Origin of the sequence: Streptococcus sp. HMSC077D04 (assembly GCF_001808785.1) — a bacterium.
In the GTDB taxonomy this organism is placed as follows: domain Bacteria; phylum Bacillota; class Bacilli; order Lactobacillales; family Streptococcaceae; genus Streptococcus; species Streptococcus mitis_BX.
The window spans coordinates 362,906-389,383 of sequence record NZ_KV794536.1 but is presented as its reverse complement, the minus strand read 5'-3'; the positions used below and the strand labels follow the sequence as shown (position 1 = coordinate 389,383).

Annotated in this window: 23 protein-coding genes and 3 tRNA genes; 8 read left to right on the top strand and 18 right to left on the bottom strand. The window is 34.6% G+C overall.

Translation table 11 applies throughout. From position 1 onward, the window contains the following. Positions 1-92: 92 nt before the first annotated feature. The 16 genes from HMPREF2701_RS06810 to HMPREF2701_RS06730 all read right to left on the bottom strand — a co-directional run bounded on the left by HMPREF2701_RS06810 (position 93) and on the right by HMPREF2701_RS06730 (position 17,183). Positions 93-572: a sigma-70 RNA polymerase sigma factor region 4 domain-containing protein gene (locus tag HMPREF2701_RS06810; protein WP_070482535.1), complete on the bottom strand. Its 480-nt coding sequence runs from the start codon at positions 570-572 to the stop codon at positions 93-95. A gap of 120 nt (positions 573-692) precedes the next feature. After that, entirely contained in the window at positions 693-2,651 is a 1,959-nt protein-coding gene (ftsH, locus tag HMPREF2701_RS06805; RefSeq protein ID WP_070482533.1) for an ATP-dependent zinc metalloprotease FtsH, read from the bottom strand. Between the two features lie 15 nt (positions 2,652-2,666). Then, on the bottom strand, positions 2,667-3,209 hold the full coding sequence (gene hpt, locus HMPREF2701_RS06800) for a hypoxanthine phosphoribosyltransferase (RefSeq protein ID WP_000892176.1): 543 nt from the start codon (positions 3,207-3,209) through the stop codon (positions 2,667-2,669). Positions 3,210-3,213: 4 nt separating this feature from the next. Next, positions 3,214-4,491, bottom strand: coding sequence for a tRNA lysidine(34) synthetase TilS (tilS, locus tag HMPREF2701_RS06795; RefSeq protein WP_001209057.1), 1,278 nt, complete (start codon positions 4,489-4,491; stop codon positions 3,214-3,216). Beyond that, the gene (locus HMPREF2701_RS06790) at positions 4,488-5,756 is read right to left on the bottom strand and encodes a serine hydrolase (protein WP_070482531.1); all 1,269 of its coding nucleotides are present in this window, start codon (positions 5,754-5,756) and stop codon (positions 4,488-4,490) included. Before HMPREF2701_RS06790 ends, tilS begins: the two co-directional genes overlap by 4 nt. Continuing rightward, on the bottom strand, positions 5,749-5,871 hold the full coding sequence (locus HMPREF2701_RS11520; protein WP_020902316.1) for an SP_0009 family protein: 123 nt from the start codon (positions 5,869-5,871) through the stop codon (positions 5,749-5,751). The genes HMPREF2701_RS06790 and HMPREF2701_RS11520 overlap by 8 nt, the downstream gene beginning before the upstream one ends. 4 nt (positions 5,872-5,875) lie before the next feature. Beyond that, a complete protein-coding gene (locus tag HMPREF2701_RS06780) occupies positions 5,876-6,244 on the bottom strand; it encodes a septum formation initiator family protein (protein ID WP_020902315.1) in 369 nt (122 codons plus the stop codon). After that, positions 6,237-6,503: an RNA-binding S4 domain-containing protein gene (locus tag HMPREF2701_RS06775; protein ID WP_001234978.1), complete on the bottom strand. Its 267-nt coding sequence runs from the start codon at positions 6,501-6,503 to the stop codon at positions 6,237-6,239. The genes HMPREF2701_RS06780 and HMPREF2701_RS06775 overlap by 8 nt, the downstream gene beginning before the upstream one ends. A 57-nt stretch (positions 6,504-6,560) precedes the next feature. Then, positions 6,561-10,064, bottom strand: a complete 3,504-nt coding sequence (gene mfd, locus HMPREF2701_RS06770) for a transcription-repair coupling factor (RefSeq protein ID WP_070482528.1) — start codon at positions 10,062-10,064, stop codon at positions 6,561-6,563. Continuing rightward, on the bottom strand, positions 10,065-10,634 hold the full coding sequence (gene pth, locus HMPREF2701_RS06765) for an aminoacyl-tRNA hydrolase (protein WP_049486820.1): 570 nt from the start codon (positions 10,632-10,634) through the stop codon (positions 10,065-10,067). Between the two features lie 72 nt (positions 10,635-10,706). Beyond that, positions 10,707-11,822, bottom strand: coding sequence for a redox-regulated ATPase YchF (ychF, locus tag HMPREF2701_RS06760; protein WP_070482526.1), 1,116 nt, complete (start codon positions 11,820-11,822; stop codon positions 10,707-10,709). 235 nt (positions 11,823-12,057) lie between these two features. Next, entirely contained in the window at positions 12,058-12,252 is a 195-nt protein-coding gene (locus HMPREF2701_RS06750) for a DUF951 domain-containing protein (RefSeq protein ID WP_000285186.1), read from the bottom strand. A gap of 64 nt (positions 12,253-12,316) precedes the next feature. Next, the gene (dnaN, locus tag HMPREF2701_RS06745; protein WP_000581172.1) at positions 12,317-13,453 is read right to left on the bottom strand and encodes a DNA polymerase III subunit beta; all 1,137 of its coding nucleotides are present in this window, start codon (positions 13,451-13,453) and stop codon (positions 12,317-12,319) included. A gap of 158 nt (positions 13,454-13,611) precedes the next feature. Beyond that, positions 13,612-14,973: a chromosomal replication initiator protein DnaA gene (gene dnaA, locus HMPREF2701_RS06740; RefSeq protein ID WP_070482524.1), complete on the bottom strand. Its 1,362-nt coding sequence runs from the start codon at positions 14,971-14,973 to the stop codon at positions 13,612-13,614. Positions 14,974-15,185: 212 nt separating this feature from the next. After that, positions 15,186-15,944 (bottom strand): ParB/RepB/Spo0J family partition protein, encoded by a 759-nt coding sequence (locus HMPREF2701_RS06735; protein WP_049509403.1) that lies wholly within the window; start codon positions 15,942-15,944, stop codon positions 15,186-15,188. A gap of 57 nt (positions 15,945-16,001) precedes the next feature. Further along, the gene (locus HMPREF2701_RS06730) at positions 16,002-17,183 is read right to left on the bottom strand and encodes a serine protease HtrA (RefSeq protein WP_061589687.1); all 1,182 of its coding nucleotides are present in this window, start codon (positions 17,181-17,183) and stop codon (positions 16,002-16,004) included. Positions 17,184-17,366: 183 nt separating this feature from the next. On the opposite strand from HMPREF2701_RS06730, the gene rlmH reads away from it, so the two are divergent. The 7 genes from rlmH to HMPREF2701_RS06695 all read left to right on the top strand — a co-directional run bounded on the left by rlmH (position 17,367) and on the right by HMPREF2701_RS06695 (position 20,539). Next, complete coding sequence (gene rlmH, locus HMPREF2701_RS06725; protein ID WP_004269820.1) at positions 17,367-17,846, top strand: 23S rRNA (pseudouridine(1915)-N(3))-methyltransferase RlmH; 480 nt, start codon at positions 17,367-17,369, stop codon at positions 17,844-17,846. A gap of 43 nt (positions 17,847-17,889) precedes the next feature. After that, positions 17,890-17,963, top strand: a tRNA-Arg gene (locus HMPREF2701_RS06720). Between the two features lie 164 nt (positions 17,964-18,127). Then, on the top strand, positions 18,128-18,250 hold the full coding sequence (comC, locus tag HMPREF2701_RS06715) for a competence-stimulating peptide ComC (protein WP_020902306.1): 123 nt from the start codon (positions 18,128-18,130) through the stop codon (positions 18,248-18,250). 12 nt (positions 18,251-18,262) lie between these two features. After that, positions 18,263-19,588 (top strand): competence system sensor histidine kinase ComD, encoded by a 1,326-nt coding sequence (comD, locus tag HMPREF2701_RS06710; RefSeq protein ID WP_061589686.1) that lies wholly within the window; start codon positions 18,263-18,265, stop codon positions 19,586-19,588. After that, complete coding sequence (gene comE, locus HMPREF2701_RS06705; protein WP_000866073.1) at positions 19,585-20,337, top strand: competence system response regulator transcription factor ComE; 753 nt, start codon at positions 19,585-19,587, stop codon at positions 20,335-20,337. Before comD ends, comE begins: the two co-directional genes overlap by 4 nt. A gap of 51 nt (positions 20,338-20,388) precedes the next feature. Further along, a tRNA-Glu gene (locus HMPREF2701_RS06700) sits at positions 20,389-20,460 on the top strand. A gap of 5 nt (positions 20,461-20,465) precedes the next feature. Further along, positions 20,466-20,539 (top strand) — tRNA-Asn (locus HMPREF2701_RS06695). A gap of 40 nt (positions 20,540-20,579) precedes the next feature. Here HMPREF2701_RS06695 and HMPREF2701_RS06690 read toward each other — a convergent pair. Further along, positions 20,580-21,122, bottom strand: a complete 543-nt coding sequence (locus HMPREF2701_RS06690; protein WP_049487635.1) for a TetR/AcrR family transcriptional regulator — start codon at positions 21,120-21,122, stop codon at positions 20,580-20,582. Between the two features lie 128 nt (positions 21,123-21,250). Here HMPREF2701_RS06690 and HMPREF2701_RS06685 point away from each other — a divergent pair, with 128 nt between their 5' ends. Beyond that, a complete protein-coding gene (locus HMPREF2701_RS06685; RefSeq protein ID WP_049487633.1) occupies positions 21,251-23,893 on the top strand; it encodes a YhgE/Pip domain-containing protein in 2,643 nt (880 codons plus the stop codon). 29 nt (positions 23,894-23,922) lie between these two features. Here the strand turns inward: HMPREF2701_RS06685 and HMPREF2701_RS06680 are convergent, their stop codons facing one another. Beyond that, complete coding sequence (locus tag HMPREF2701_RS06680) at positions 23,923-26,466, bottom strand: YfhO family protein (RefSeq protein ID WP_049487631.1); 2,544 nt, start codon at positions 26,464-26,466, stop codon at positions 23,923-23,925. Positions 26,467-26,478 lie beyond the last annotated feature (12 nt).

Below are 26,478 nucleotides of genomic sequence, written 5' to 3'. Positions count from 1 at the left end.
TGAGCTGTTATTTTCAACTCTTACTATTATACCGGCTTTTTGTTTTTTGTCAACACCTTTTTTAAACTTTTTTTACTTTTTTGCATGAATTCCTAATGAGTACGGATGTCAAACTCTTTAAACACAATACGTAAGTCTCTTAACACTCTTTGACGCCCTCGGAAGCGTTCATCTCTTAAGACGCGTTCTAACTCTTCTTGTTGCTCTTTATTTTGTTTACCTCTATAATTTCTTAGTGTTTCATGAAAGAGATAATAATCGTCTAGCCAGAGTCCTCCCTCACTTATACGATGACTTATCTCACCCACTTCTTCATAAAGCTCTTTATCATATCTCCGTTTTTGACTTTCTTGTTTACGGAGATAATCTAGAATTCGATTCCGGAATTTTGTTTTGAAGTATTTACGTAAACGAGGAATATCGTCTACTAGCCCTTCTTCGCTACTAATCAATTCATGTAGGCAAATCATTCCCTCTTGATCCCAGTCCGATAACTCCCACAAATGAAGGTAATATTCATTTCTACTCTTATATACAATTCCCTGGACTTCTTTATACAATTCTTTAAGCATAATCTTCCCCTTTCTGTGTACAGTCTAACAAATTCAAAAACACTTTTAGCACATTTCATCCATTCTGCACCCTTTAGCTCCTCAACTGCACAAAAAAGAGAGGTCTTGCCTCTCTCAGGGTTATTTTTCATCATTCATTTTTGACTTTACTTCATCATAGGATAGTGCATGTGATTCTTCTTCTACTGTTTCAGGCATCTTTCCTGTTTCGTAAAGAGATTTAATTTGTGTACTATCCAATGTTTCGTATTTCAATAATGCTTCTGCAATCAACTTGTGAGTTTCACGATTTGACTGAATAATTTCAGCAGCTTTATTTCGTGCTTCATTCAATAATGAACGAACCTCTTCGTCAATTTCATAAGCTGTTTGTTCTGAAATTGATTTTTGAGAGCTTTGTGCACCAAACATGGCATGATTACCCTCATATTGTACCGGACCAAGTTTTTCACTCATACCGTACTCTGTAACCATTGCACGAGCCATCTGTGTAGCTTGTTCAAAGTCATTTGAAGCTCCTGTCGTTTGGACATTAAAGATGATTTCTTCAGCTACACGTCCACCCATTAAACCAGCCAATTGCTCTTTCATATCTTCTTTAGATAGAAGCATTTGATCTTCCTTAGGAAGTGCAATCATGTAACCACCTGCACGGCCACGTGGTACAATTGTAACCTTATGGACAACGCGGGCATTCGATAAGACTAGACCAACAATGGTATGTCCAGCCTCATGGTAAGCAACCAATTCACGTTCTTTTTGTGAAACTGTCTTATCTTTCTTAGAAGGACCAGCAATAACTCTATCTTCTGCTTCATCAATATCTGAGGCATCAATTATTGATTTATTGCGACGAGCAGCGACTAAAGCCGCTTCATTCAATACATTCTCTAAATCAGCACCAACAAAACCTGGAGTTTGTTGAGCAACTAATTTCAAATCTACATCTTCTGCTAAAGGCTTGTTCTTAGCATGAACTTTCAAGATTGCTTCGCGCCCCTTAACATCAGGACGGCCAACCAATACTTTTCTATCAAAACGTCCTGGACGCAAAAGGGCAGGGTCAAGTACATCTGAACGGTTTGTCGCAGCGATGACGATAATCCCTTCATTTCCCTCAAAACCATCCATCTCAATCAAAAGTTGGTTCAAGGTTTGTTCACGTTCGTCATTACCTCCGCCGAGACCGACTCCACGTTGACGTCCAACAGCATCAATTTCATCGATAAAGATAATAGCTGGTGCTGCTTTTTTGGCATCTTCAAAAAGAGAACGAACACGACTAGCTCCAACTCCGACAAACATTTCTACAAAGTCAGAACCTGAGATACTAAAGAATGGAACACCTGCTTCTCCGGCGACTGCTTTAGCAAGCAACGTCTTACCTGTTCCCGGAGGTCCCTCCAGAAGGACACCTGCTGGAATACGAGCCCCAAGTTTTGTAAATCGTTTTGGATCTTTTAAGAATTCAACAACTTCAACCAGTTCTTGTTTTTCTTCCTCAGCTCCAGCAACATCTGAAAATCTTACTTTAATATCTTCTTTATTTGCAGCTTTAGCCTTACTACGTCCAAAACTCATCGGGTTACGACTATTATTTCCTCCCATATTTCCCATCATAGAGAATAGGAAGAAGAATAGAATACCGAATGGCACAATGGATACAAGAATATTAATCCACATACCACTTGAACTTTCATGCTTAATAGTTACTGCCGCCTTATGGTCAGAAGCAAGCTTTTGCAATTCTGATACCGTAGTATCTGAAGGAAGAATAATACTTGAAAATTTCTCTACTGTTGTAGCAGATGGAGAAAAGAACTGAATGCCTGTTTCTTCTTTACTTGTTTTAGGATTTTTATAGACACCCGAAACCTCGATAACACTACCATTTGGTTGGTAAGTCAATTCTTTTACATTGTCATCGGTAATTTCTTTTACCAATTCTGTATAATTAATTTGCTCACTTTTCCCTGCAACACTACCTGTACTAAAATACTGATAACCTGTAACTAGGAGAAAAATAAGTAATAACCATAGAAAAGGATTTTTAATTAAACCATTATTTTGTTTTTTCATTAAAAATTGTTCTTTCTAATTTGAATACACTTCTTCTTTCAATACTCCAACATAAGGAAGATTACGATAATTTTCTTTGTAGTCTAAACCATAACCTACTACAAACTCATTTGGGATAGTAAAGCAGGTATAGTCTGCCTCAATTTCTACAACACGTCCTTCTGGTTTATCCAACAAGGTTGCAATGTTAACAGAAGCTGCTTCTCTTGCAATAAACATATCTCGCAAATTCTTCAAAGTTTGACCTGTATCAATGATATCTTCTACAAATAGAACATGTCTTCCTTTAATATCTTGAGTTACATCTTGCTTGATATTGATGACACCACTACTTGCTGTTCCACCATGGTAGCTAGAAACCATCATGAAGTCCATTTCAATATGTGTATCAATATGTTTAACCAATTCAGCCATAAAAGGAATAGATCCTTTTAAAATCCCAACTAAAATTGGATTTTTTCCTGCATAGTCCTTGGTTAATTGAGCACCTAATTTTTTAGCCGCTTCTGTAATTTCATCGTGTGAAACGAGGATTTTTTTAATATCGTTTTCTAACATTTTTTTACCTATCTATTTTTTCTATATAAAGTACAGTGTTCATTATATCATTTTTCGTGTTTTTACTCAAATTACTGGTCGCAATTCCCAAAATTGAGACAATTTCACCAAATTGCTCAATAATCAGAGCTGATTTTCGCTTTTCCATAGGGATTTTCAAATCAATAAATAGACGTCTGAGTTTTTTTCTATGCCCATTTTGAATCAAAACATCTCCTGTTTTTCGATGACGAATGTGTATGGATGTTTCGCGTGAAACAGGTATTTGTTGAATTGATTCACCTTCTAAAGGAAGTCCAAAGGAAAATAAATAACCTTGGTAAGATACCTGATTTTGATAGTGTAACACAAGTTCATCTTCCTTTTCATCAGACTGAGGACTGATTTTACAAATCTGAAACCGTTGGTACTCTTTTATCAATTCATAGCCATTTTTAAGCGGATGACGATACTGGCTTTGAGTTTTTAAAATTTGTCTAACTTCTTCAAACTGAGATTTTGTAAGATTCAAATCTGGAAAATGATTCAGATAAGTTTGCAGTAAAATTCTTTGTGTTGACTCAGAATAAGAAAATAACTGCTGTAAATTTTCCACATCAATATTGTGAGATAATTCAGTTATAGCTAAGTCATAATCTAAAATTTCATTGCCGATACTTAAGATTGCATCTCTAAATCGAGGATTTTCTTTTTCTAAATCTGGTAAATAAGAATTTCGAATACGATTGCGAAAATAATGATTTTCCTTATTTGATGTATCTTCAAAGTGAAAAATTTGTGGAAAGTCTTTTTTCTGAAAATGCAAGAAGGGGCGAATGATTTCTATCTCTCCGACTACTTGCTTCTCCTTAATTCCTGATAGATAGCGCAAACGAGTACCTCGAATCAAACGCATCAAAATCGTTTCCACCTGATCATCAGCATGGTGAGCAGTGACTAAGGCTGTCGCACCTGTCTTTTTCATGACCTCTTGAAAAAAATCATAACGAAAATATCGAGCACGGGCTTCTGAAAATTCACCTAAAAAATTGCTGACATAAATAGGAAGCTCTGCTTCAGCAGCTAACTTCCTTAATTCCTGTTCTTCCCAATCTGATTCTACTCTCTGCTTATGATTCACATGAGCTAGAATCAATTCAATTTCTAACTCTTTTTGATAAGTAGATAATACCTTAAATAGAAACATAGAATCTAATCCACCAGAAAGAGCTAGCACCACCTTAGTATGCTTTTTGAAATATCCCTTCTTGAGAAAATGATTTAAAAAATCTTGTTCTCTCATTTTAGAACCTCATAAACATCCTTGGCTATCTGAGAAATTGTATCATAATCAGAATTCTTAGTGAAAATAGAAAGAATAAATGGAGAATCTGCGTAGACAACACCCGTATCATGCTTAAATTCGTCCGCATCCCCAATTTTATGAGCTACCTTCACAGAAACACCTTTGGCAATTCGCTGATTATCAAAATCTGTTTTAGTCAAAGACTCTAGCACAAATCCATTTTGATTATAAATAGCTTCCATAACTTTCCCAGCCATTTTAGAAGAAATCAATTTTTCTTTTGGATCCCAATCATCTCCCATAATGGCAGACATCTTGGATTTGAATATAGCATCAGATTGATTTGAAATGTAATATCCCAATAGATTATGAGCTACATTATCCGATTCTTTAGATACTTTTGTGATTAAGTCCTTTATAGAATACTCTTTATTATCCTCTTTTTTAGGGAGACTACCACTTCCCTCTGGTTTATAAGAACCTGGAAAATCATTGACTGCTGATACGTATTTTACAGTCGTGTCTAACTGATAAAGACCCTCATTTATTTTTTCTTGCGTATAGTAGAGATAAGGTAATTTTAAAATGCTAGCTGCATACATCTTTTCATCTTGATTGATACCAGCTTCTTTTCCAGTAGTCAGTTGCTTAACATAAATAGAGAAAGAAGCTTTCTGATATTTTTCAGATAATATTTCTTGCACTTTATTCATCCGATTATCTTCTTCAGAAGTTAATTCCTTATCTACCCATCCAACTTGATCAATATGTAGAAATTCTTTCCCTTCTACAAACATGGTCTTATCAATTGAAACTTGCGAATAAGCTGATAAGGATGATTTCACTTCTTTTAAATCATAAGGACTGTTATACAGTTTAAAATCAGATTCTAACCATACTTTTTTTATTGTTGGAGTTACCTCTGACTGATCATATAAAAATCGTTTGTCTGCAGCAATAAATTGATGATTGGATAACTTAAATACTGGAATTCCTTGTTTATTTAAACGCCACTCGGTTATTTGAAAACTTGTTTGGGGAGTCAATTTTCCAGATTCCACTACTAAATCTTCATTCGCATAAACAGGAACCTCTCCATAAACCATGGGAGAACTTAATTTTTCTCTAAAATAAATACCAAAGTCAGATTGTGAAAGGTAATAAATTTCTTTCGAAGTATATACAACTTCTTTTTCTGTGCTAACGACTTTTGAAACTGTCAAAAAACTTGGTAGCAACAAAATAATTAAGAATTTACGCATTCTTCCTTTCCTTTTCTTCTTGTAAACGCAATAGTTGATTTTTATCAGACAACTCTTCTAGTTTTTCATCCGATAGACTCAAAAATTGCTCAATTACGTCTAATAAATTTTCCATTTCATCACCTTGGAAGCAAGTCAGGAATCGTATAAACAGCTTCCCGATTCTTAGAATAATAATATTTTGCACGCATATATTTAGCAGCGTAATCTTCATCTTTCAACTTTGTAGCAAAAGCTGTCTCTTTCTCCTTTTCCTCACTCAAGTTTTGATACTGAGTTTGCAAGTCTGATAACTGTTGACGTCTTTGGAGTAATTGGTGATAACTTTGAGCAAGATTATAAGTTGGTAAAATGAACAATAAAATCATCAAAATAAGAACCCAACCCATGAAACGATTCCGTTTTTGTCGTTCCTTCATCAGATAGCGACGACGTTGATGTTCATTTTGAATAAAAGAATTATTCAATTGTACGATATTTTTAGACATTTTCTTCTACCCGTGTTTCACTGATAATTTCATACATGCCTGCTGCATCTTCTTTTTTTGTACTATCTTTCATCTCCAGTACTTTTACAAGTAGCAACTTATTGCCAAAGCGAATTTCAACTTGGTCATTAACTTTCAAATCCGTTGAACTTTTGGCCAAGATTCCATTTACCTTGATTCTGCCTTTATCTGCTACTTCTTTTGCGACTGTACGACGCTTGATAATTCTTGATACTTTTAAATATTTATCTAATCTCATTTTTATTACCTCAAATTATTATTGTACCATTTTTCTCCATTTTATAGAAGAAAAATGTTAAAGAGAATTGCCTTCTTTCGACACTTTTATCTCTAATAAACTTTCTCCAAAAATGAGCAGACCTTCTAAAATTTCATAGTCCTTCTTGTTTCGAACATCAAATACAACTTCCATTAATCCCTTATTCTCAGCTATAGCTGCTTTTAAGTTCGTTGCGGATAAAGCTTTAAAATAATCTTGAGCCAAGAACAGTCGCTGAGTAATTTTTTCAAATTGAACTGTAATCTTATTTTCTTTTCGTTCCACACGTTGAACAAAGACCCTATCAAGATAAGACTTAACCAAACCAATCTCTAAAAGATAGGCTACCACGTCTGGGTACTCTCCAAATCGGTCCATCAACTCTTCTTGTAATTCTTCGTAGTTGACACGGTTGTCAATTTGACGAATTTTCTTGTAAATTTCAATCTTATGTCGTTGATCAGAAATATAAGTATCAGGAAGATAGGCATCAATTTGTAAAATCAACTCAGAATTCCCTTTGGTTTTTGTGTTCCCATTACCATGTCGTTTAGCAATAGCTTCCTCCAATAACTGCGAATACAATTCAAAACCAACAGAATCAATGAAACCAGACTGGGATTTTCCTAAAAGATTTCCTGCTCCGCGAATCGAAAGATCTCGCATTGCAATCTTAAATCCAGAGCCCAATTCTGTAAATCCTTTGATCGCTTCTAATCTCTTCTCGGAGACTTCACTGATTGATTTTTCTGGACGATACATGAGATAGGCATAAGCAATACGATTACTACGACCGACTCTTCCTCTTAACTGATACAAGGTTGACAAGCCCATATGGTCCGCATTCTCAATAAATAAAGTATTAGCATTTGGAATGTCCACCCCTGTCTCAATAATGGTAGTCGTCACTAAAATATCATACTGACCTTCAATGAAATCCAGTAGAGTATTTTCTAACTGAATCTCACTCATTTGCCCATGAACATACCCAATCGAAGCCTCTGGAATCAACTCCTGTAATTCGGAAACCTTCTGGTCAATCGTGTCAACTTTATTGTAAAGATAGTAAACTTGACCTCCACGCTCCATTTCACGCAAGACAGCATCACGAATCACACTATCATTCTTTTCTAAAACATAGGTTTGCACTGGATAACGATTAGTCGGCGGAGTTTCAATAACAGACAAATCTCTGATTCCCAGCATAGACATGTGAAGGGTACGAGGAATTGGCGTTGCTGTCAAGGTCAGGACATCTACTTGTTTTTTCAGTTCTTTCAAGGTTTCCTTATGCTTGACACCAAATCGCTGTTCCTCATCAATAATCATCAAGCCCAAATCAGCAAATACAACATCTTTTGACAAAACACGATGTGTTCCAATCAAAATATCAACTTGACCCTTTTTCAATTTTTCAAGTGTTTCAGTCTGCTCTTTTTTACTTCTAAAGCGACTCAACACATCAATATTAACTGCAAAATTTTGGAATCTTTCCTTAAAATTCGTATAGTGCTGTTGCGCTAAAACCGTCGTCGGAACGAGAACGACAACCTGTTTGTGATTATTGACTGCCTTAAAGGCTGCACGCATAGCAACTTCAGTCTTTCCAAAACCAACATCCCCAACTAAAAGTCGATCCATTGGTTGAGAAGCCTGCATATCTCTCTTGATTTCCTCAACACTACGAAGTTGATCATCCGTTTCAACATAAGGGAAGGCATCATCAAAAGCATGTTGATCCTCATCATCAGCTGAGAAAGCAAAACCCTTCAACTGGCTGCGTTCAGAATAAAGTTTAATTAAATCGTCAGCTATATCCTCTACCTGGTTCTTAACTTTTTGCTTTGCTTTTTTGAAATGACCATCATTTAATTTATTGAGTTTAGGTGCTTTACCGTCACTTGAAACGTATTTGGAAAGTAGATGAATTTGTTCCACTGGGATAGAGATTTGATCCCCGTTTTGGTATTGAACACTAACATAATCACGGTGAATCCCTTTGATTTCAATTGTTTCAATCCCTAGATATTGACCAATTCCATGGATATGGTGAACAACGTAATCTCCTTTTTCAAGTTCATTGTAATCTTTTAATCTCTCTGCGTTTGAAACATGTTGTCTTCGAAAACGACGTTTTAATTTCTTTTGAAAAATCTCATGTTCAGTTATCAATAAAATCTTTTCATCTACAAAATGAAAACCATGTCTGAGATTACCCTCGATTAAGTTTACAGATTCTTTACAGATACTTGACTTATCTCTGGAATCTAATTTAATCTGATATTCCTCTAAAACATCCTCCAATGTTTTACTTCCCATTGAATTGCTAGACTGAAGAATAATAGTGTAATTCATTTTTTTGTATCGCTCAATTTCTTCTTTTAGAAAAGAAAATTGATTGAAAAACTCTTGCATGGGATATTGATTAAATTGATAAATTTGATCAAACTTGAGATTTCCTAACCCCTTTTGCAGGTTAGAGAAAAAGGTAACCGGACTCTGTTTTTTATAGATTTGCTCTGTATCTGCAAAATACTGCATCTCAGAAAATGCTTTACTGTTCTGTAATTCTTCTGTAAAGTATTGTGCTAACTCCCTTTCAAAGACTTCATACTGATTCATCAATTTCTGATAATCATCAAAGAATACTGGGGTATCTTTTTCAATATAGTCAAAAACAGTCCATGTCTTGTCATAACACAAAGATAAAAACTTCTTAGAATCTAAATGAATTTGTTTTTGATGAAAACTTGAAAGAATTTCTTCTAAGTATGATTTTAAAATAGGTGATAAGGTCTTTGAAATTTGTTTTTCTAAAGCTGACTGACCTCGTTGATAATCCTTTTCTCTCAAAAGCATATCACTAGCTGGAAAGATGGTGAGTTCTGTCTGATTTTCTTTCGATAATTGTGTTTCGACTTCAAATGACCTAATACCATCGACTTCATCACCAAAAAACTCAATTCGGCAAGGTTCTAACTGAGATATTTCAAAAATATCTAAAATATCTCCTCGCAGACTAAATTCGCCCTGAGTTTGTACTTGAGTAACTTTTCGATAGTCTACCTCTTTTAACTGATGGATAAGTGCATGTTGGTCATATTCTTCACCAACTGAGATTTTTATAATACTATCTTTGAATACATTGGGAGACGGTAAAATCAATCGGCTTGCTGCGATATTACAAACTAAAATCCCTTTCTTAGATGAATCAGTCAAAAAACGCAAGGCTTCAACCCGTGAAATGATTTTTTCTTGTGAAGACATCAAAAACTCGACCATAGGGGAGTCATCTACCAAAAATGGATAGACAAGTTCCTCACCCAAGATAGATATAAGATCACTAACAAGTCCTTCGGCTTCTCCATAAGTTGACGTCAATAACACAATCTTATCTTCCTGTCTCAAACTACTAGCAATTGCAAGAGCCTTAGTAGACGTTGATAAACCAAGTATTAGTTGTCTTTTCTTATCTGTCAGATTTTGATGCCATTTTTTGATCTGATTATTTTCTAAGAATAAATCTAATAAGGTCACCATTTATCCGTTATACCTCTGCATTGTTTTCTCAAAATTTTTCTTTTGTAAATAATAGTTTACAGCATCGTCAACTTTGTCAATAGACTGTAAAATACCGATATAATCATCCTTGTCAAACTTACTCAAAACATGGTGAACAACTGACATTCCATTTTTAGGTCTTCCAATTCCAATCTTAACACGGTTAAAGACCTGAGTTCCAATATGTTGAATAATAGACTTGATACCATTATGACCACCTGCTGAGCCTTTTGCTCTTAAACGAATCTTTCCAACTTCCATGTCAAGATCATCGTAAATGATGAGTAAATCTTCAATATCCAAACCATAGTAAGTCAATAAAGCATGAACTGCTTTTCCACTTTCATTCATAAAGGTCGTTGGTTTAACAAGATAAATTTTTTCTCCATTGAAGAAAAAAGATGCTAGATCAGCTTGAAATATCTTATCGTGTGTAAAAGTGACATTCTGTTTCTTCGCTAGTTGGTCAATCAACATAAATCCAACATTGTGTTTTGTTTCAAAATATTTATCCCCTGGATTTCCTAATCCTACAAGTAATTTGGTCATTTATTTTTCCTTTCAAAAGCCAAAAGGGTTGGAATTTTTTTCCAACCTAATTGACACTATTCATTAATTTTTTTAGACATTAAAGCGGAATTCCATAATATCGCCATCTTGAACGATATATTCTTTTCCTTCTTCACGCAAGCGTCCAGCTTCTTTTACAGCCTTTTCAGATCCGTATTTCACTAGATCCTCATATGACATGGTTACTGCACGAATAAATCCTTTTTCAAAGTCTGAGTGGATAATCCCAGCTGCTTGAGGAGCCTTCATACCACGCTTGAAGGTCCAAGCGCGAACTTCTTTTTCACCAGCTGTGAAGTAAGTTCCCAATCCAAGCAAATGGTAAGCAGCACGAGTCAACTTGTCAACGCCTGATTCTGTCAACCCAAGTGCTTCAAGAAACTCTTGCTTATCTTCATCGTCTAACTCAGAAATTTCTTCCTCAGCACGCGCAGAAATAACAACTACTTCAGCATTTTCTGTCGCTGCAAATTCACGAATTTGTTTAACATAGTCGATAGAGTCAGGATCTGAAACCACATCCTCGTCCACATTGGCAACATAGAGCACTAGTTTAGTCGTCAAAAGGAAGAGACCTTTGACAACCTTTTGCTCCTCATCTGTAAATTCAATAGTTCGAGCTGATTTTCCATCTTCAAGGACTGGTTTAATCTTTTGAAGAACATTGAATTCTGCCACAGATTCTTTATCTTTTTGCGTACGTGCCATCTTTTCTACACGCGCATAACGTTTATTGACTGATTCTAAGTCAGCAAGAATCAATTCCAGGTTAATGGTATCAATATCCGCAAGTGGATCCACAAAGGCATCTTCACGTCCTTGCTCGCGCATGACATTTTCATCATCAAAAGCACGAACTACATGAACAATCGCATCTACTTCACGGATATTGGCCAAGAATTTATTTCCTAGTCCTTCTCCTTTTGAAGCTCCTTTTACAATCCCTGCAATATCTGTAAATTCAAATGTTGTTGGAACTGTCTTTTTAGGAGTAATCATTTCAGTTAGTTTTTGGAGGCGTTCATCTGGAACTTCTACCATTCCAACGTTTGGATCAATCGTCGCAAATGGGTAGTTTGCTGCCTCTGCTCCTGCTTTTGTAATTGCATTAAATAGTGTTGATTTACCAACGTTTGGCAAACCAACGATACCTGCTGTTAAAGCCATATTTTCTCATTCTCCGTTTTCATTTCAATCCCTAATATTATAACACAAAAAGGGAAAACTTGCTAACCCTCTAACTAAGGGTTCTCATACTCTTCGAAAATCTCTTCAAACCACGTCAACGTCGCCTTGCCGTATAGATATTACTGACTTCGTCAGTTCTATCTGCAACCTCAAAACAGTGTTTTGAGCAGCCTGCGGCTAGCTTCCTAGTTTGCTCTTTGATTTTCATTGAGTATCAGTCAATAATTTTATTCATTTTTCGATCAAAATCATAGCGCCCCATCATGACAACATGGTCACAATTACTACATTTAATTTTGATATCTGCTCCTACACGTGTAATTTCCCAACGATTGGCCTTTTTACCTGTTGACTTGATGGTGCAAGCATGTGGTTTTTTCATTTCAACAAAATTTCCAACTTGATACATACTACTCTCCTTTTCTTTTTCGATTATATCATAAAAGAGGCGAGCTAGGCTCAACCTCTTTAACTTAATTTGTACGAACTGGTGTAATGAGCTGCATGAAGTCCTCGTCAGTATCTGCTGGCACAAGAGTAAATGGACGAACAGCTGAGATAAAGCTAATAGTCACCTTTTCGCTATTTAAAGCTTTAAGGGAATCAATCAAGTAAGTTGGGTTGAAACTAATAGTCAAATCTTCACCAGTAACCTGATCAGTATCGATTTCTTCGTTTACTTTACCAACTTCTGGAGAGTGAACATGGGCGCTAACAATCCCATCTTTAATTTCAAGTTTCACAGTACCATTTTGAGTCGCACTTGATAAAAGACGAGCACGCTCCATTGACTGGCGTAAGTTTACCACATCAAAAGTAATAGTAGTGTTAAAGTCTGTTGGAATCAAACGATCTGTATCAGGATAGTTACCTTCTAACAAACGAGTATAAAAGCTAATATTTTCGCTTCTAAAGAGGATTTGATTGTTGGCAAAGAAAATCTCTACAGTTTCAATATCGTCTGTAAATACTGCTGAAAATTCGCGTAGAGAACGGCTAGGAATGACAACATCAAAATCATCACTATTTTTCTCAAGCGTTAATTTTTTCTGGCTTAGACGATGAGAGTCTGTTGCCACTGTTTTTAGCTCCTTGTGTTGACTTAATACAAAATGAACACCTGTTAAAATTGGACGACTCTCTTGTGTACTTGCAGCAAAGGCTGTTTCATTGATAATTTTCTTGAGTAATTTTGTTTCAAGAACCAAAGGAGTGCTTGCTGAAATTTCTTGGATTCGTGGATATTGTTCGCTATCTTTTCCTTTTAGGGTAATTTCTGATTTACCACTCGTTAAAACAATTTGATTTTGTTCAATTTCTTTAAAATCAAGAGTCACATCAGGTAGACTAGATACAACATTGATAAAGAAAGAAGCTTCAAGAAGAATTGAACCTAAAGAAGTAATTAACAAACCAGCATCTTCATTTTTTTGAGAAATAAAATTTTCAATTGAAATTTGACCATTTGAACCAATTAAAGTAACACCTTCATTGGTCACGTCAATTTTGACAGTTGATAAAATAGGAATGGCATTTTTAGAACTAATAGCTCTCTTAGTAGTATTTAAAGCTTGTAGAAATAAATTTTTATTAATTGAAAAATGAATCATGGATTCTCCTTTATTTATTTTTAGTATTAGAAGGATAATAGTAATAATAGAGTCTGTGAAATCTGTGGAAAACAGACTTTAAACAAGTCATATCAAGTTTTTTAGCTTGTTTAAAAAATGTGGATAAAAAAGATAAAAAAGCAAGAGTTATCCACAAGTTATTTGATTTTCTTTTTGATTGATTCAATTTCTAAACGTAAATTATCGTCTTCATCAATCAAAGATTTAATTTTAGCATGGGCATGAATGACTGTTGTGTGATCTTTTCCACCAAATTCCTTCCCAATTTTTGGAAGACTATTATCTGTTAGTTCTCTAGATAAATACATAGCTACTTGACGGGCTAAAACAATATTTTGAAGGCGTCTACTTCCCTTCATTTCTTTGACACTGACACCATAAAAGTTACCAACTTCATTTTGAATTTTATCAATTGGGATGACGAGCATTTGGCTAACATCTTGTTTGCGAGCTCTAATGGCTTCTGCAGCGATATCGATAGTGATATCCTTAATCTTCTTCACTCTTGCAATTAAAGTGATGTCGTTGATTGCTCCTTCAAGTTCTCGAACGTTTGAATCAAATTGGCCAGCTAGGTATTCTAGGGTATCACTTTGGAAATTGTAGTCTAAATGCTCTGTTTTACTTTGTAAAATGGCAATACGTGTTTCAAAGTCAGGTGGTGTGATGTTTTGCGTCAAGCCCCAGCTAAATCGCGTGACAAGCCGTTCTTCAAGGCCTTCTAAGTGTTTAGGACTACGATCACTAGTCAGAACAATTTGTTTTTGATTGCTATGGAGAACATTGAAAGTATTGAAAAATTCTTCTTGAGTTGCAACTTTTTTTCCACTCAGCGATTGGATATCATCAATTAACAAGAGATCAAGACTACGGTAAGTTTTTTTGAACTTTTCCATTTCACCAAGTCTCAGGTGTTCAAGAAAGTCGTTGATAAAGCTTTCAGCAGGGATGTACTTCACACGCGCATCAGGAATATTTTTCAAAATCTCATTCCCAATTGCATTGAGTAAGTGAGTCTTACCAAGGCCAGGTCCTCCATAGATAAAAAGAGGGTTATAGGTCAGAGCCAAATCTTCAGAGACAGCCAAAGCGGCTGATACTGCCCAAACATTTCCATCTCCTTGGATAAAATTATCAAAGGTATACTTTTCTTTTAATCCAGTATCCGAATAAGGAATAGATGCTAACTTTGGACTATAGTCATAAAGAGTTGAATTTGTAGCTTCTTCAACTTGTGAAATAGTCGTATCTTTAGGCTTGGTGAAAATATAGTGGGGAGTTATTTCAGCATCATAAATTTCAAAACCAGCTACTACAATGATATCTTTTAGTTGTTTTTCCCAGACCATTTCCATTTCAGATCGTGGTAAAAATATAGTGGCAACATTTTCCTCTACCTTAATGAGTTCAGCTTGAATAGCATAGAAATCATACATGGATCGAGTTAATCTTTCTTGAGCAAATTCTAATATACGATTCCAAAATTGTTTTTCTTTCAATCCATTCTCCTCCTTTACTATTTAAAAGTTTAATGTTAGACTTATTTTACCATAGATAGCAAGAATTTTCCACAAGCTGTGAAAATTAATCCACAATGTTATCAAGTTTTATCCACAGGTTGGGGATAAAATCAGAAACTTTTGATTTATTAAGCTTTTTATTAAAAAAAAGAGTGGATAACATTGTGAGATAAAAAAATAAAAGAACAGCCTTATTTCAGGCTGTTGATAATTCTACTGTATTCTTCTTGATTTGAGAAAGCAATAATGATTTTTCCGCTATCTTTTTTAGACAGTTTGATTTCTACATCTAATCCGAGTAGTTTTTTTAACTGTTCTTCTTCATTTTGTATGAAATGATTCGTTTTTTGAAGTTTCTTTTGTTTTTTCTCTGTCAGAAGAGCTTCTAACTTCCTTACAGAAATGTCTTCCTCTATAATTCGTTGAAAGAAATAGTCTTGTTGTTCCTTATTCAACCCAACTAGAGAACGCGCATGAGCTTGTGATAGTTTGCCATTTTCTACTTCTGAGATAATCTGTTCTGGTAAGGAAAGCAAACGAATGGAGTTGCTGATATATGGACGAGACTTGCCCATTTTATCTGCAATTTCAGCATGGGTAAATCCTTTCTCTACAAGAGATTCATAGGCGCGTGCTTCTTCTATTGGATTTAAATTTTCTCTTTGTAAATTTTCAATGATGGACTGGACCATCATCTCTTGGTCTGAAAGTTGTTTAACAACAGCTGGGATAGACGTTAGACCAGCTAAAAGTGAAGCGCGATAGCGTCTCTCTCCTGCAAGGATTTCATAACCAATAACAGGAGATTGACGAACAATAATCGGTTGAATGACCCCATTTTCTTTGATAGACTGTGCTAGTTCATGTAGTTTTTCTCCATCAAATTCTTTTCGAGGTTGATAGGGATTTTTTTGTATATCCGTGATAGAAATCATTTCAAATTTTTCCATGATTCTACACTAACACATCTTTTCTCTTATGTAAAGCTTTCTTTACATAGATGTCAATTAAGATTCTAAATCGCCTGAACTCTTGTCAAGTTTAATAGATGTAGTTTCTTCTTTACCGTTACGATAGTAAGTTATCTTAATGGTGTCTCCGATAGAATGATTGTAAAGAGCACTTTGTAAGTCTGTTGATGAAGCGATGTCTTTGTCATCTACTTTTGTAATAACATCGTATTTTTCAAGGTGACCATTTGCAGGCATATTACTTTGCACAGAACGAACAACTACACCAGATGTTACACTGCTTGGAATATTCAGTCTTCTAATATCACTTGTATTAATATTTGAGAGATTGACCATTTGAATTCCCAAAGCTGGACGAGTCACTTTTCCGTTCTTTTCCAATTGTTCAATAATATTGATAGCATCATTTGCAGGGATTGCAAAACCAAGACCTTCTACAGATGTTCCTCCATTTGTGGCAATTTTACTTGAGGTAATTCCGATAACCTGTCCTTGAATATTGATTAGTGGGCCACCAGAGTTACCTGGGTTAATAGCAGTATCAGTTTGGATGGCTTTTGTAGAAATGGCTTGTCCATCTTCAGATTTTAAAGATACATTTCGATTGAGACTAGATATGATACCTTGAGTGACAGTATTAGCATATTCAGAACCTAACGGGCTACCGATAGCAATAGCAGTTTCTCCTACGGTTAACTGACTAGAATCACCAAATTCCGCTACTGTTGTCACTTTTTCTGAAGATATTTTGACGACAGCAATATCAGAGAAAGTGTCAGCTCCGACGATTTCTCCAGGTACCTTAGTTCCATCTGACAAACGAATATCTACTTTGCTGGCACCATTTATAACGTGATTGTTGGTGACAATATAAGCTTCTTTGTCATTCTTTTTATAAATAACCCCAGATCCTTCACTAGAGATTTGCTGAGAATCTGTATCTGTATCATCATTGCCAAATACGCTATTTTGTCTGTTAGCTGAATAAGTAATAACAGAAACAACAGCGTCTTTTACTTTGTTAACAGCCTGTGTTGTTGAATTTTCGTTTTTATAGGCAGTCTGTGTAATAGTACTATTGTTGTTGGAGTTACTTACAGTACTTTTCTGAGTTAGTTGGTTTATTGAAAGACTCCCCAAGACTCCACTAATAAAGCTAATGACGATAACGACTAATAATTGAAACCATTTTTTGTAAAATGTTTTGAGATGTTTCATATTTGCCTCCATATGTTTTAGATTAATGAAAGTATAAACTGACTAGCTTAATTATAACTTAAAAATAAAAGTTTTTCACAGATTGTGGATAACTTTCAAAAATCTGTGGTTTTCTCGGCTAAAATTAACCTTTTATTTTGTGAATAAGATGTGAAAAAATAGAGAATATGTTAGAATAGAGTCATGAAAATTAAAGTTGTAACAGTTGGGAAACTGAAAGAAAAGTATTTAAAAGATGGTATCGCAGAGTATTCAAAACGAATTTCTCGATTTGCTAAGCTTGAAATGATTGAGCTAGCAGATGAAAAAACACCAGATAGGGCCAGTGAGTCAGAAAATCAAAAGATTTTAGAAATAGAAGGTCAGAGAATTTTATCAAAAGTTGGTGACCGTGATTTTGTTATTGCGTTGGCTATCGAAGGGAGAACTTTCTCCTCAGAAGAATTTAGTAAGCAGCTAGAAGAAGCTTCTATAAAAGGATTTTCTACTCTTACCTTTATTATTGGAGGGAGTCTGGGGTTAGCACAGGATGTAAAAAAAAGAGCCAATCTTTCTGTTAGTTTTGGTCGCTTAACCTTGCCTCATCAGTTAATGAGACTAGTCCTTGTTGAACAAATCTATCGGGCTTTTACGATTCAGCAGGGATCACCCTATCATAAATAGAAAATTGACTTTCAATTGGATTTTTGGTAGAATAGCTGTATTAGGTCTCATAGCTCAGCTGGATAGAGCATTCGCCTTCTAAGCGAACGGTCGCAGGTTCGAATCCTGCTGGGATCAATATAGTAGCAAAGCTGGGAATTTTCCCGGCTTTTTTCTTAAAAAAGTACACTTGGGGAGAAAAAAATGACAGTTGAGAGAATTTTATCTACAATGAAATTCCATTTTGTATAATAGTTTTTGTAAGTTAGCTTACAGGAAAAAACACTTTAGGAGATTTTATTATGAAAAACACAGTTAAATTGGAACAGTTTGTAGCCTTGAAGGAAAAAGACTTGCAGGAGATTCGAGGTGGGGAAACTAGAAAAACAATTAATAGTTTACTTAATCTCTTCAAAAGAAGATAAGGGAGTAGAATAATGGATTTTTTCTTATTAGTAGATTTGATATTATATGTTTTTATTATTAGTCAAAGTTACCGTTTAATTTGTAAAAGGCAAATAAAAACAAAGGAATTATGCTTTTTTGGTGGTTATACATTACTAGTAGGAACAGTACTTGACCTTCCTTTTTATCTTCTATACTTAGAGGGGTTAGGGATTGGAACATTTTTATTTCCTTTGATGCTATATTTCTATTTTAAATGTATTAAACAGTATAAGAGGGATAGAGGACTATTCCTAAGTTTACTAATATCTCTTTTATATGAGAGCACTCATACCTTTCTGTCTGTAACTTTCTCCTCTCTAACAGGAGACAATTTTGTTTTACAATATTATGGCCTATTCTTTTTAGTTGTAACGGTGTTGACTTATCTCGTTATCGTAACAATCATTCGTTATTTCCATTTGGAACTAAACTATTTTGACAAAGATTATCTCTATCCTTTCTTGAAAAAAGTCTTTTTTGCTTTACTACTTCTACATATTGTATCTTTCATTTCAGATATGGTAAGTACGATTAAACATTTGAATAGTTTTGGAAGTATTTTATCATCTATTGTCTTTATCTCTTTACTTTTGACTTTCTTTGCAATGAATTCTCATAAAGAACAAATGGAGAAAGAGATTGCTTTGAAGCAGAAGAAATTTGAACAGAAACATTTACAAAACTACACAGATGAAATTGTTGCTTTGTATAATGAAATACGTGGGTTTAGACATGACTATGCTGGGATGCTTGTCAGCATGCAGATGGCAATTGACAGTGGTGATTTACAGGAAATTGACAGAGTTTACAATGAAGTTTTGGTTAAAGCTAATCACAAACTGCGTTCAGATAAGTATACTTACTTTGATTTGAACAACATAGAAGATTCAGCTTTACGAAGTTTGGTTGCTCAGTCAATTGTTTATGCTCGAAATAATGGTGTAGAGTTTACACTGGAAGTAAAAGATACGATTACTAAGCTCCCAATTGAACTATTGGATTTGGTTCGTATCATGAGCGTTTTATTGAACAATGCTGTCGAAGGATCGGCTGATAGTTATAAAAAGCAGATGGAAGTAGCAGTTATTAAGATGGAAACTGAAACAGTTATTGTGATTCAGAATTCATGTAAAATGACGATGACTCCTTCAGGAGATCTATTTGCTTTAGGATTCTCCACTAAGGGAAGAAATCGCGGAGTAGGATTAAATAATGTGAAAGAACTATTAGATAAGTACAATAATATTATTTTAGAAACAGAGATGGAAGGCAGTACATTTAGACAAATCATTAGATTTAAGAGGGAATTTGAATGAAAGTTTTAATTTTAGAAGATGTTATTGAACATCAAGTGAGACTAGAGAGAATATTGGATGAAATTTCGAAAGAATCGAATATTCCAATATCATACAAGACAACGGGAAAAGTTCGTGAGTTTAAGGAATATATCGAAAATGATGAAGTAAACCAGCTTTATTTTCTAGATATTGATATTCATGGGATTGAGAAAAAAGGGTTTGAAGTTGCCCAGTTTATTCGTCATCACAATCCTTATGCTATTATCGTCTTTATCACCAGTCGATCAGAGTTTGCGACTCTAACCTATAAATACCAGGTATCAGCCCTAGATTTTGTTGATAAGGATATCAATGATGAGTTATTTAAAAAGAGAATTGAGCAGAATATCTTCTACACGAAGAGTATGTTACTTGAAAATGAAGATGTGGTAGATTATTTTGACTACAATTACAAGGGAAATGATTTAAAAATTCCTTACCATGACATTCTGTATATTGAAACGACAGGAGTTTCTCATAAATTGCGCATTATTGGTAAGAATTTTGCCAAAGAGTTTTACGGTACCATGACAGATATTCAGGAAAAGGACAAACATACTCAGAGATTTTATTCTCCTCACAAGTCATTTTTGGTAAATATAGGCAATATCAGAGAAATTGATCGAAAAAACTTAGAAATTGTTTTCTATGAAGACCATCGTTGTCCTATTTCAAGATTAAAAATTAGAAAATTAAAAGATATTCTAGAGAAAAAATCTCAAAAGTAATTGACAATTAGCAAGAAATTGATATAATGGTTATATCTGCTACAGATAGAAGGTCCGTTGGTCAAGGGGTTAAGACACCGCCTTTTCACGGCGGTAACACGGGTTCGAATCCCGTACGGACTATTTTATCCGCCATAGCTCAGTTGGTAGTAGCGCATGACTGTTAATCATGATGTCGTAGGTTCGAGTCCTACTGGCGGAGTATAGATAAAAGGGAACATAGTGTTGTTCCCTTTTTTGTATCAATTTATATCACCAAGCATCTTCATAAGGAAGTCTGTTATTTCTTGAGGACTTTCTTTTTTTCCATGTGCAATCCAAGTTTGGCAAACACCAAAAAGTGCGTGAGTTAGATAGATGCTACTATATGCTAATTCAGTGGTATTGAGATTCAGTTGCATAAAGCGTTTTTGTAAATCTGTGCTGAGCATGATATGAAGTTTATTTCGTAAGAAATTTTGGATTTCTTTAGTCCCATTTTCAGAAAGAAGGGCAGCCAGAAGTGGTTCTGACTCTAGATATTCAAAGACTTCTAAAATAGCATCTTTTTTGTGATGAGCATGTTTTTGAAAAATATATTCAAATGTATGAAATAGCTTGCTTTGATAGTGCTCAATCATATCATACTTATCCTTATAGTGAGTATAGAAGCTGGAACGACTAATTCCGGCTTTTTTTGCTAACTTGACAGTAGAAATTTGATCAAATGGCTGTTCTATCAGTAGTTGTACCATAGCATTTTCAATAGTTCGCTTTGTTTTTAAGCGTTTGTTACTTTCTTGCATATTTCCTCCTTATAAACAAATTAGACTATGTGTCTAAAAATTGATTTTTTTATCTTGTAATTTATATTTTTTATTGTATAATCTATTATATCAAAATTTTAGACAATGTGTTTAAAAAAGGAGAAACTATGTTTAAAGAATGGAAAGCAATTTTTAAAAAACCAAACTTTATTATTGTCATGATAGGGATTTCTCTTATTCCCGCTCTGTACAATGTCATATTTTTGTCATCAATGTGGGATCCATATGGTCAATTGTCTGACTTACCTGTGGCAGTTGTCAATAATGATAAAGAAGCTTCCTATAATGGTAATACCATGTCTATAGGAAAAGACATGGTGTCTAATTTAGAGCAAAATAAATCATTGGATTTTCATTTTGTAGATGAAGATGAAGGAAAGAAGGGATTGGAAGATGGCGATTACTATATGGTAGTGACTTTACCAAGTGATTTATCTGAAAAAGCAGTTTCTATTTTAACGAATCATCCAGAGCAAATGCAAATCGATTATCAGACTTCAAGTGGTCATAGCTTTATTGCCAGCAAGATGAGTGATTCTGCAATGACACAATTAAAGCAGAATGTTTCTACCAATGTAACCGAGACTTATACTAAAGCTTTATTTAACAAAATGGTCGATTTAAAGAATGGGATAAGTCAAGTAGCGTCTGGTAGTGAAAAACTAACTGATGGAGCGAATCAGTTAGTGGCAGGAAGTCAAACATTAACTACTAACCTACACTCTTTAGCAGATTCAAGTTTAACATTTTCAAATGGAACGGAGCAGTTTACTAAAGGATTATCCTCTTATGTCTCTGGTGTTGAACAACTTCATCTTGGCTTAGGGAATTTTAATAGTGGTTTAGTTACATATACTGGTGCAGTGAGTCAATTAGATAGTGGGTTAGGTCAATTATCTTCTAAAAGTCCTGAATTAGTGAGGGGAATTAATCAATTATATACTGGTGTAGAATCTTATACTGGCGGTGTTTCTCAGCTCAATGCTGGTCTTAATCAATTTTCATCTGGTGTTAGTGCCTACACCAATGGAGTGGGAAGTCTTGCAACAGGTGCTAATCAGTTATCTAATCAATCAGCTACACTTCGAATGGGGGTGGAGCAATTAAGTGAAGGGATTCAACAACTTTCTAGCAAGTTAGATGCTTCATCTGAGCAAAAAGATCAAATTAATCAATTATCTTCTGATTTGAATCAGTTAAATCAAGCTATTCAAAATATTGATGTTGGAGATACAAAACAATTAGATTCTGTTTTATCAAGTATAGTATCTCTTTCTAATCAAATGTTAGCAAGTGCTCAGTCTGATAAAGTGACTACATTAGCTAATATTCAATCGACAGCAGCTTATCAATCATTGACAAGTGAGCAACAAGCTGAGATAAGCGCTTCTGTATCTCAAAATTCGACTGATAGTATTCAATCGGCTCAGTCAATTGTAGCTTTAGTACAAGGTTTACAGGGAAGTTTGGAAAACTTACAAAATCAATCTTCAAATCTTTCGACATTAAAAAATCAAGCTAATCAAGTATTACCTATTGCTTCTACTTCTTTGACGGGATTGTCAAGTGGATTAACAGAGATACAAGGAGCTGTTTCTAGCAAATTAGTTCCTGCTAGTCAGTCGATTACATCGGGTGTAAATGCATATACTGCAGGTGTTGATAAAGTTTCTCAAGGCGCAAGTCAACTAAGTGAAAAGAATTCCACCTTGATAGGTAGTTTGGACCAATTAGTTTCAGGCTCAACTACCTTGACACAAAAATCTTCTAACTTGACAGCAGGAGTTGGTCAATTAGTTGAAAAAACTCCAGAATTAGTGTCTGGTATTGAAAAATTATCAAATGGCTCTAATGAATTGAATCAAAAGAGTCAAGAATTGATAGCAGGAGTTGATAAATTACAGTCAGGCTCTAGCCAACTAGCTGACAAATCCAGTCAGTTAATTTCAGGTGCTTCTCAATTAGAAAGTGGAGCTAATAAATTTGCAGATGGAGCTGGGAAACTAGCAGAAGGTGGAACAAAGTTAACTTCTGGCTTGGAAGGTTTACAGACAGGAGTTGCTTCTTTAGGACAAGGATTGAGTAATGCTAGTGATCAACTCAAATCAGCATCTACGGAATCTAAAAATGCAGAGATTTTATCAAATCCTCTCAGTCTTTCTAAAACAGACAATGATCAAGTTCCTGTAAATGGAGTTGCAATGTCTCCTTATATGATATCAGTTGCTCTTTTTGTTGCAGCAATATCAACAAATATGATCTTTGCGAAGCTGCCTTCAGGACGTCATCCAGAGAGTCGTTGGGCTTGGTTGAAATCTCGAGCAGAAATAAATGGTATTATAGCTGTTTTGGCAGGAATTTTGGTATATGGAGGAGTTCATCTTATTGGTCTAACGGCTAATCATGAGATGAGAACATTTATTCTCATTATCCTAACAAGTTTAGTATTCATGTCCATGGTGACTGCTTTAACAACATGGAATAGCCGTATAGGAGCTTTCTTTTCTCTTATTTTGCTTTTATTACAGTTAGCATCAAGTGCAGGTACTTACCCACTTGCTTTGACAAATGATTTCTTTAGAGCCATCAATCCTTGGTTACCAATGAGTTATTCAGTTTCGGGATTACGACAAACAATCTCTATGACAGGAAATATTCATCATCAAGTCATTTTCCTTGCTGTGATATTAGCCCTATTTACTGGTTTAGGTATGCTAGCCTATCGACCTAAGAAAATGGAAGAAGATTAAAAAAATCGACCGATTAATTGGTCGATTTTTTATGCTTTAGATGACTTTCGTCTGTGATTATAGATTCCAAATAGTAAGAGAGAAGTAAAGGAACAAATTGCTCCAGTAATAAAACTATTGGGAATAAAGGAAAGTGTAATAGTTCCTTTTCCCTTAGGAACGTCAACTTTCATAAAACCAGTTTGAGCTTGTTTAATTTCTATTTTCTTACCATCTTGGTAGGCAGACCAGCCTTTATCATAAGGAATGGTGAAGAAAATGGACGTATTTTGTTTAACATCATATGTAGCAAAGACTTTGTTTTTAGAAGTTGATACCGTTACTGGTTGTTCTTTAATTTTTTGAATTGCCTCGGTGAAAGTTTTGGTATCTAAACGATAGAAGGCAGGAGATTCAAATGATACCTGTGAATTTCCAGGGAAACTAACATTAATATTGAAAGTTTTTTTCTCTTTTGTATAGCCTAGATTAAAGAAGGAGAAGACATTATCAGTTGTAAAAGTTTTCTTTTCCCCATTGACAAGGATGTCAACTTTCTTTTGTTTATCATTAGAAAAGTGAAGGTTTGTGAAAGAAAGATAAACTTGGCTGTTTTCTGGCACTTCAATTTGATATTGGATTGCTGCATCTTCATTTGAAGAACTTGTAACAGTAATCAAATCATCAGTATTCTCTGTTTTTTCATAGGGTATTGGAGAAAAATAATCAAAATTGACGTCAGCAAGTTGATTTAAAAACGAGGCTTGATTATCTAAAGTATGTTCATTGAACTTGACATCATTGTAAATAGATTGACTAGCAAATGCAATCGGAAGAGAGTATTGATTTTCATATAGGGTAAGATTATCTTTTTGATAGATATCTTGGAAACCATACTTATCAATAGGACTGTCTGAGATATTGTACTGGATGCCAAATAAACTATCAGCCAAAATACTATTATTTGCATAACGGAGATTGAGATTGGTCCCAGAGGATTTAAAGCCAAGTTTATCCAAAGTAGAGCTTGCTGAACGATTTCGAACAGATGAAAATTGAGATATTCCATTGTAGTTAAATTTCATACTATCATTCCCTGTCTGAGTTTGTAGTTTCTCAGTACGAGTAAATGGATCCTCAATATATGTTGAGAAAGATTCCATAGCTGGGATATCTCTACTATATGCACTTCGAGAAGCAAATCCCCATTCCTTTGCAATTCCGTCCATTTGAGATGAAGCATTTAAACTTATTTCAACCATTATAAATAAAGAGATTAGAATGGCAAATAGATTTACAGAGATAAACTTTTTGATAAATGCAAGGAGTAAAAGCGAATAGACAACCAAAAATTCAAGAGTCAGCAGAATATTCAAATCTGTTAAAAAAGAATAATGCGATTTTAGATAGATGGTAGCTAAAAATCCTGTTACTACAAGAAAAAGCGAAACTAAAAAGTTCCAGATTTTAATTTCTCTTAGACGATTTAAGACTTCCGCTGCTGTGTAAATTAACAAGGTAGAGAAAATCCAAGCATAGCGATGTAAAAACATGTTTGGAGTATGCATGCCTTGCCAAAATAAATCAAGAGCTTCTATATAAAAGCTTGCAATTAAAAATGTAAAGAAGATTGCATAGATCAGTTTCACGTGAAACTTAATAGATTTCAGCGTAAAAAATAAAATAGTTAAAATAAAGGGAAGCAGTCCAACAAAAATCATTGGGATAGCCCCATACTTTGTTGTGTCAAAGGAACCAATGAATTGCTTAGCAAAGAGATCAAGATACCAGCTACTTTCAGTTTGAAACTTTGTAACTTCAGTTAATTTTTCTCCATGTGTCTGTAAATCAAATAGAGTAGGAAGAGTCAGAATCAAACTAGCCATACCAGCTAAAAAGGAGATAACTATGAAATCAAGAACAGATGATTTTCGTGTTTTAAAATCCCAAGAAATTTGACAGAGATACCAGAAAATAAGAAACAGTGCTGTCATATAGCCAAAATAATAATTTTGGATAAATAAGATTGACAGACTTGTAAAGTACAATAGGAATTTCTTTTCAGTGATAAGTAGCTGTAAACCAGTTATAATTAAAGGAATCAAGATAAAAACATCTAGCCAGGTTTTTATCTCTAATTGACTGACAGTGAAACTCATCAGAGCATAGGAAGTAGATAAAGCTAGTTTTAAAGGCTTAGGAATCGATTTAAATAATTTATTTAAACTAAAGTAAGTTGACAGTCCAATCAATCCAAATTTTAAGAGAGTTGTCAGATAGACAGCATCTGGCATATTAGTTAGATCAAAAAAGTAAACTAGTGGTGAAAGGAAACTTCCCAAGTAATAACTAGATAGGGCATAGAAATTTAATCCGAGGCCACTTGTAAAGGTGTAGAACAAACTACCATTTTCGTGTAGGATATTTCGTAAAGCTACATCAAAAATAACGTATTGATGAAACCCATCTCCTAATAGTGGAGATGTATCGCTATTCCAGTAGATACCTTGAGATAGATATACTCCTATCATAATGATTACGGGAATGATGAAAGAAACAAAACAGGTCCAATATGTTTTAAAAAATAATTTCATGTTACCTCATAA

What these genes read in the sequence shown, in the direction of transcription:
- HMPREF2701_RS06810 (WP_070482535.1), bottom strand. Translation starts at nt 572, where the DNA reads ATGCTTAAAGAATTGTATAAAGAAGTCCAGGGAATTGTATATAAGAGT.
- ftsH (WP_070482533.1), bottom strand. Translation starts at nt 2,651, where the DNA reads ATGAAAAAACAAAATAATGGTTTAATTAAAAATCCTTTTCTATGGTTA.
- hpt (WP_000892176.1), bottom strand. Translation starts at nt 3,209, where the DNA reads ATGTTAGAAAACGATATTAAAAAAATCCTCGTTTCACACGATGAAATT.
- tilS (WP_001209057.1), bottom strand. Translation starts at nt 4,491, where the DNA reads ATGAGAGAACAAGATTTTTTAAATCATTTTCTCAAGAAGGGATATTTC.
- HMPREF2701_RS06790 (WP_070482531.1), bottom strand. Translation starts at nt 5,756, where the DNA reads ATGCGTAAATTCTTAATTATTTTGTTGCTACCAAGTTTTTTGACAGTT.
- HMPREF2701_RS11520 (WP_020902316.1), bottom strand. Translation starts at nt 5,871, where the DNA reads ATGGAAAATTTATTAGACGTAATTGAGCAATTTTTGAGTCTATCGGAT.
- HMPREF2701_RS06780 (WP_020902315.1), bottom strand. Translation starts at nt 6,244, where the DNA reads ATGTCTAAAAATATCGTACAATTGAATAATTCTTTTATTCAAAATGAA.
- HMPREF2701_RS06775 (WP_001234978.1), bottom strand. Translation starts at nt 6,503, where the DNA reads ATGAGATTAGATAAATATTTAAAAGTATCAAGAATTATCAAGCGTCGT.
- mfd (WP_070482528.1), bottom strand. Translation starts at nt 10,064, where the DNA reads ATGGTGACCTTATTAGATTTATTCTTAGAAAATAATCAGATCAAAAAA.
- pth (WP_049486820.1), bottom strand. Translation starts at nt 10,634, where the DNA reads ATGACCAAATTACTTGTAGGATTAGGAAATCCAGGGGATAAATATTTT.
- ychF (WP_070482526.1), bottom strand. Translation starts at nt 11,822, where the DNA reads ATGGCTTTAACAGCAGGTATCGTTGGTTTGCCAAACGTTGGTAAATCA.
- HMPREF2701_RS06750 (WP_000285186.1), bottom strand. Translation starts at nt 12,252, where the DNA reads ATGTATCAAGTTGGAAATTTTGTTGAAATGAAAAAACCACATGCTTGC.
- dnaN (WP_000581172.1), bottom strand. Translation starts at nt 13,453, where the DNA reads ATGATTCATTTTTCAATTAATAAAAATTTATTTCTACAAGCTTTAAAT.
- HMPREF2701_RS06735 (WP_049509403.1), bottom strand. Translation starts at nt 15,944, where the DNA reads ATGGAAAAATTTGAAATGATTTCTATCACGGATATACAAAAAAATCCC.
- HMPREF2701_RS06730 (WP_061589687.1), bottom strand. Translation starts at nt 17,183, where the DNA reads ATGAAACATCTCAAAACATTTTACAAAAAATGGTTTCAATTATTAGTC.
- rlmH (WP_004269820.1), top strand. Translation starts at nt 17,367, where the DNA reads ATGAAAATTAAAGTTGTAACAGTTGGGAAACTGAAAGAAAAGTATTTA.
- comC (WP_020902306.1), top strand. Translation starts at nt 18,128, where the DNA reads ATGAAAAACACAGTTAAATTGGAACAGTTTGTAGCCTTGAAGGAAAAA.
- comD (WP_061589686.1), top strand. Translation starts at nt 18,263, where the DNA reads ATGGATTTTTTCTTATTAGTAGATTTGATATTATATGTTTTTATTATT.
- comE (WP_000866073.1), top strand. Translation starts at nt 19,585, where the DNA reads ATGAAAGTTTTAATTTTAGAAGATGTTATTGAACATCAAGTGAGACTA.
- HMPREF2701_RS06690 (WP_049487635.1), bottom strand. Translation starts at nt 21,122, where the DNA reads ATGCAAGAAAGTAACAAACGCTTAAAAACAAAGCGAACTATTGAAAAT.
- HMPREF2701_RS06685 (WP_049487633.1), top strand. Translation starts at nt 21,251, where the DNA reads ATGTTTAAAGAATGGAAAGCAATTTTTAAAAAACCAAACTTTATTATT.
- HMPREF2701_RS06680 (WP_049487631.1), bottom strand. Translation starts at nt 26,466, where the DNA reads ATGAAATTATTTTTTAAAACATATTGGACCTGTTTTGTTTCTTTCATC.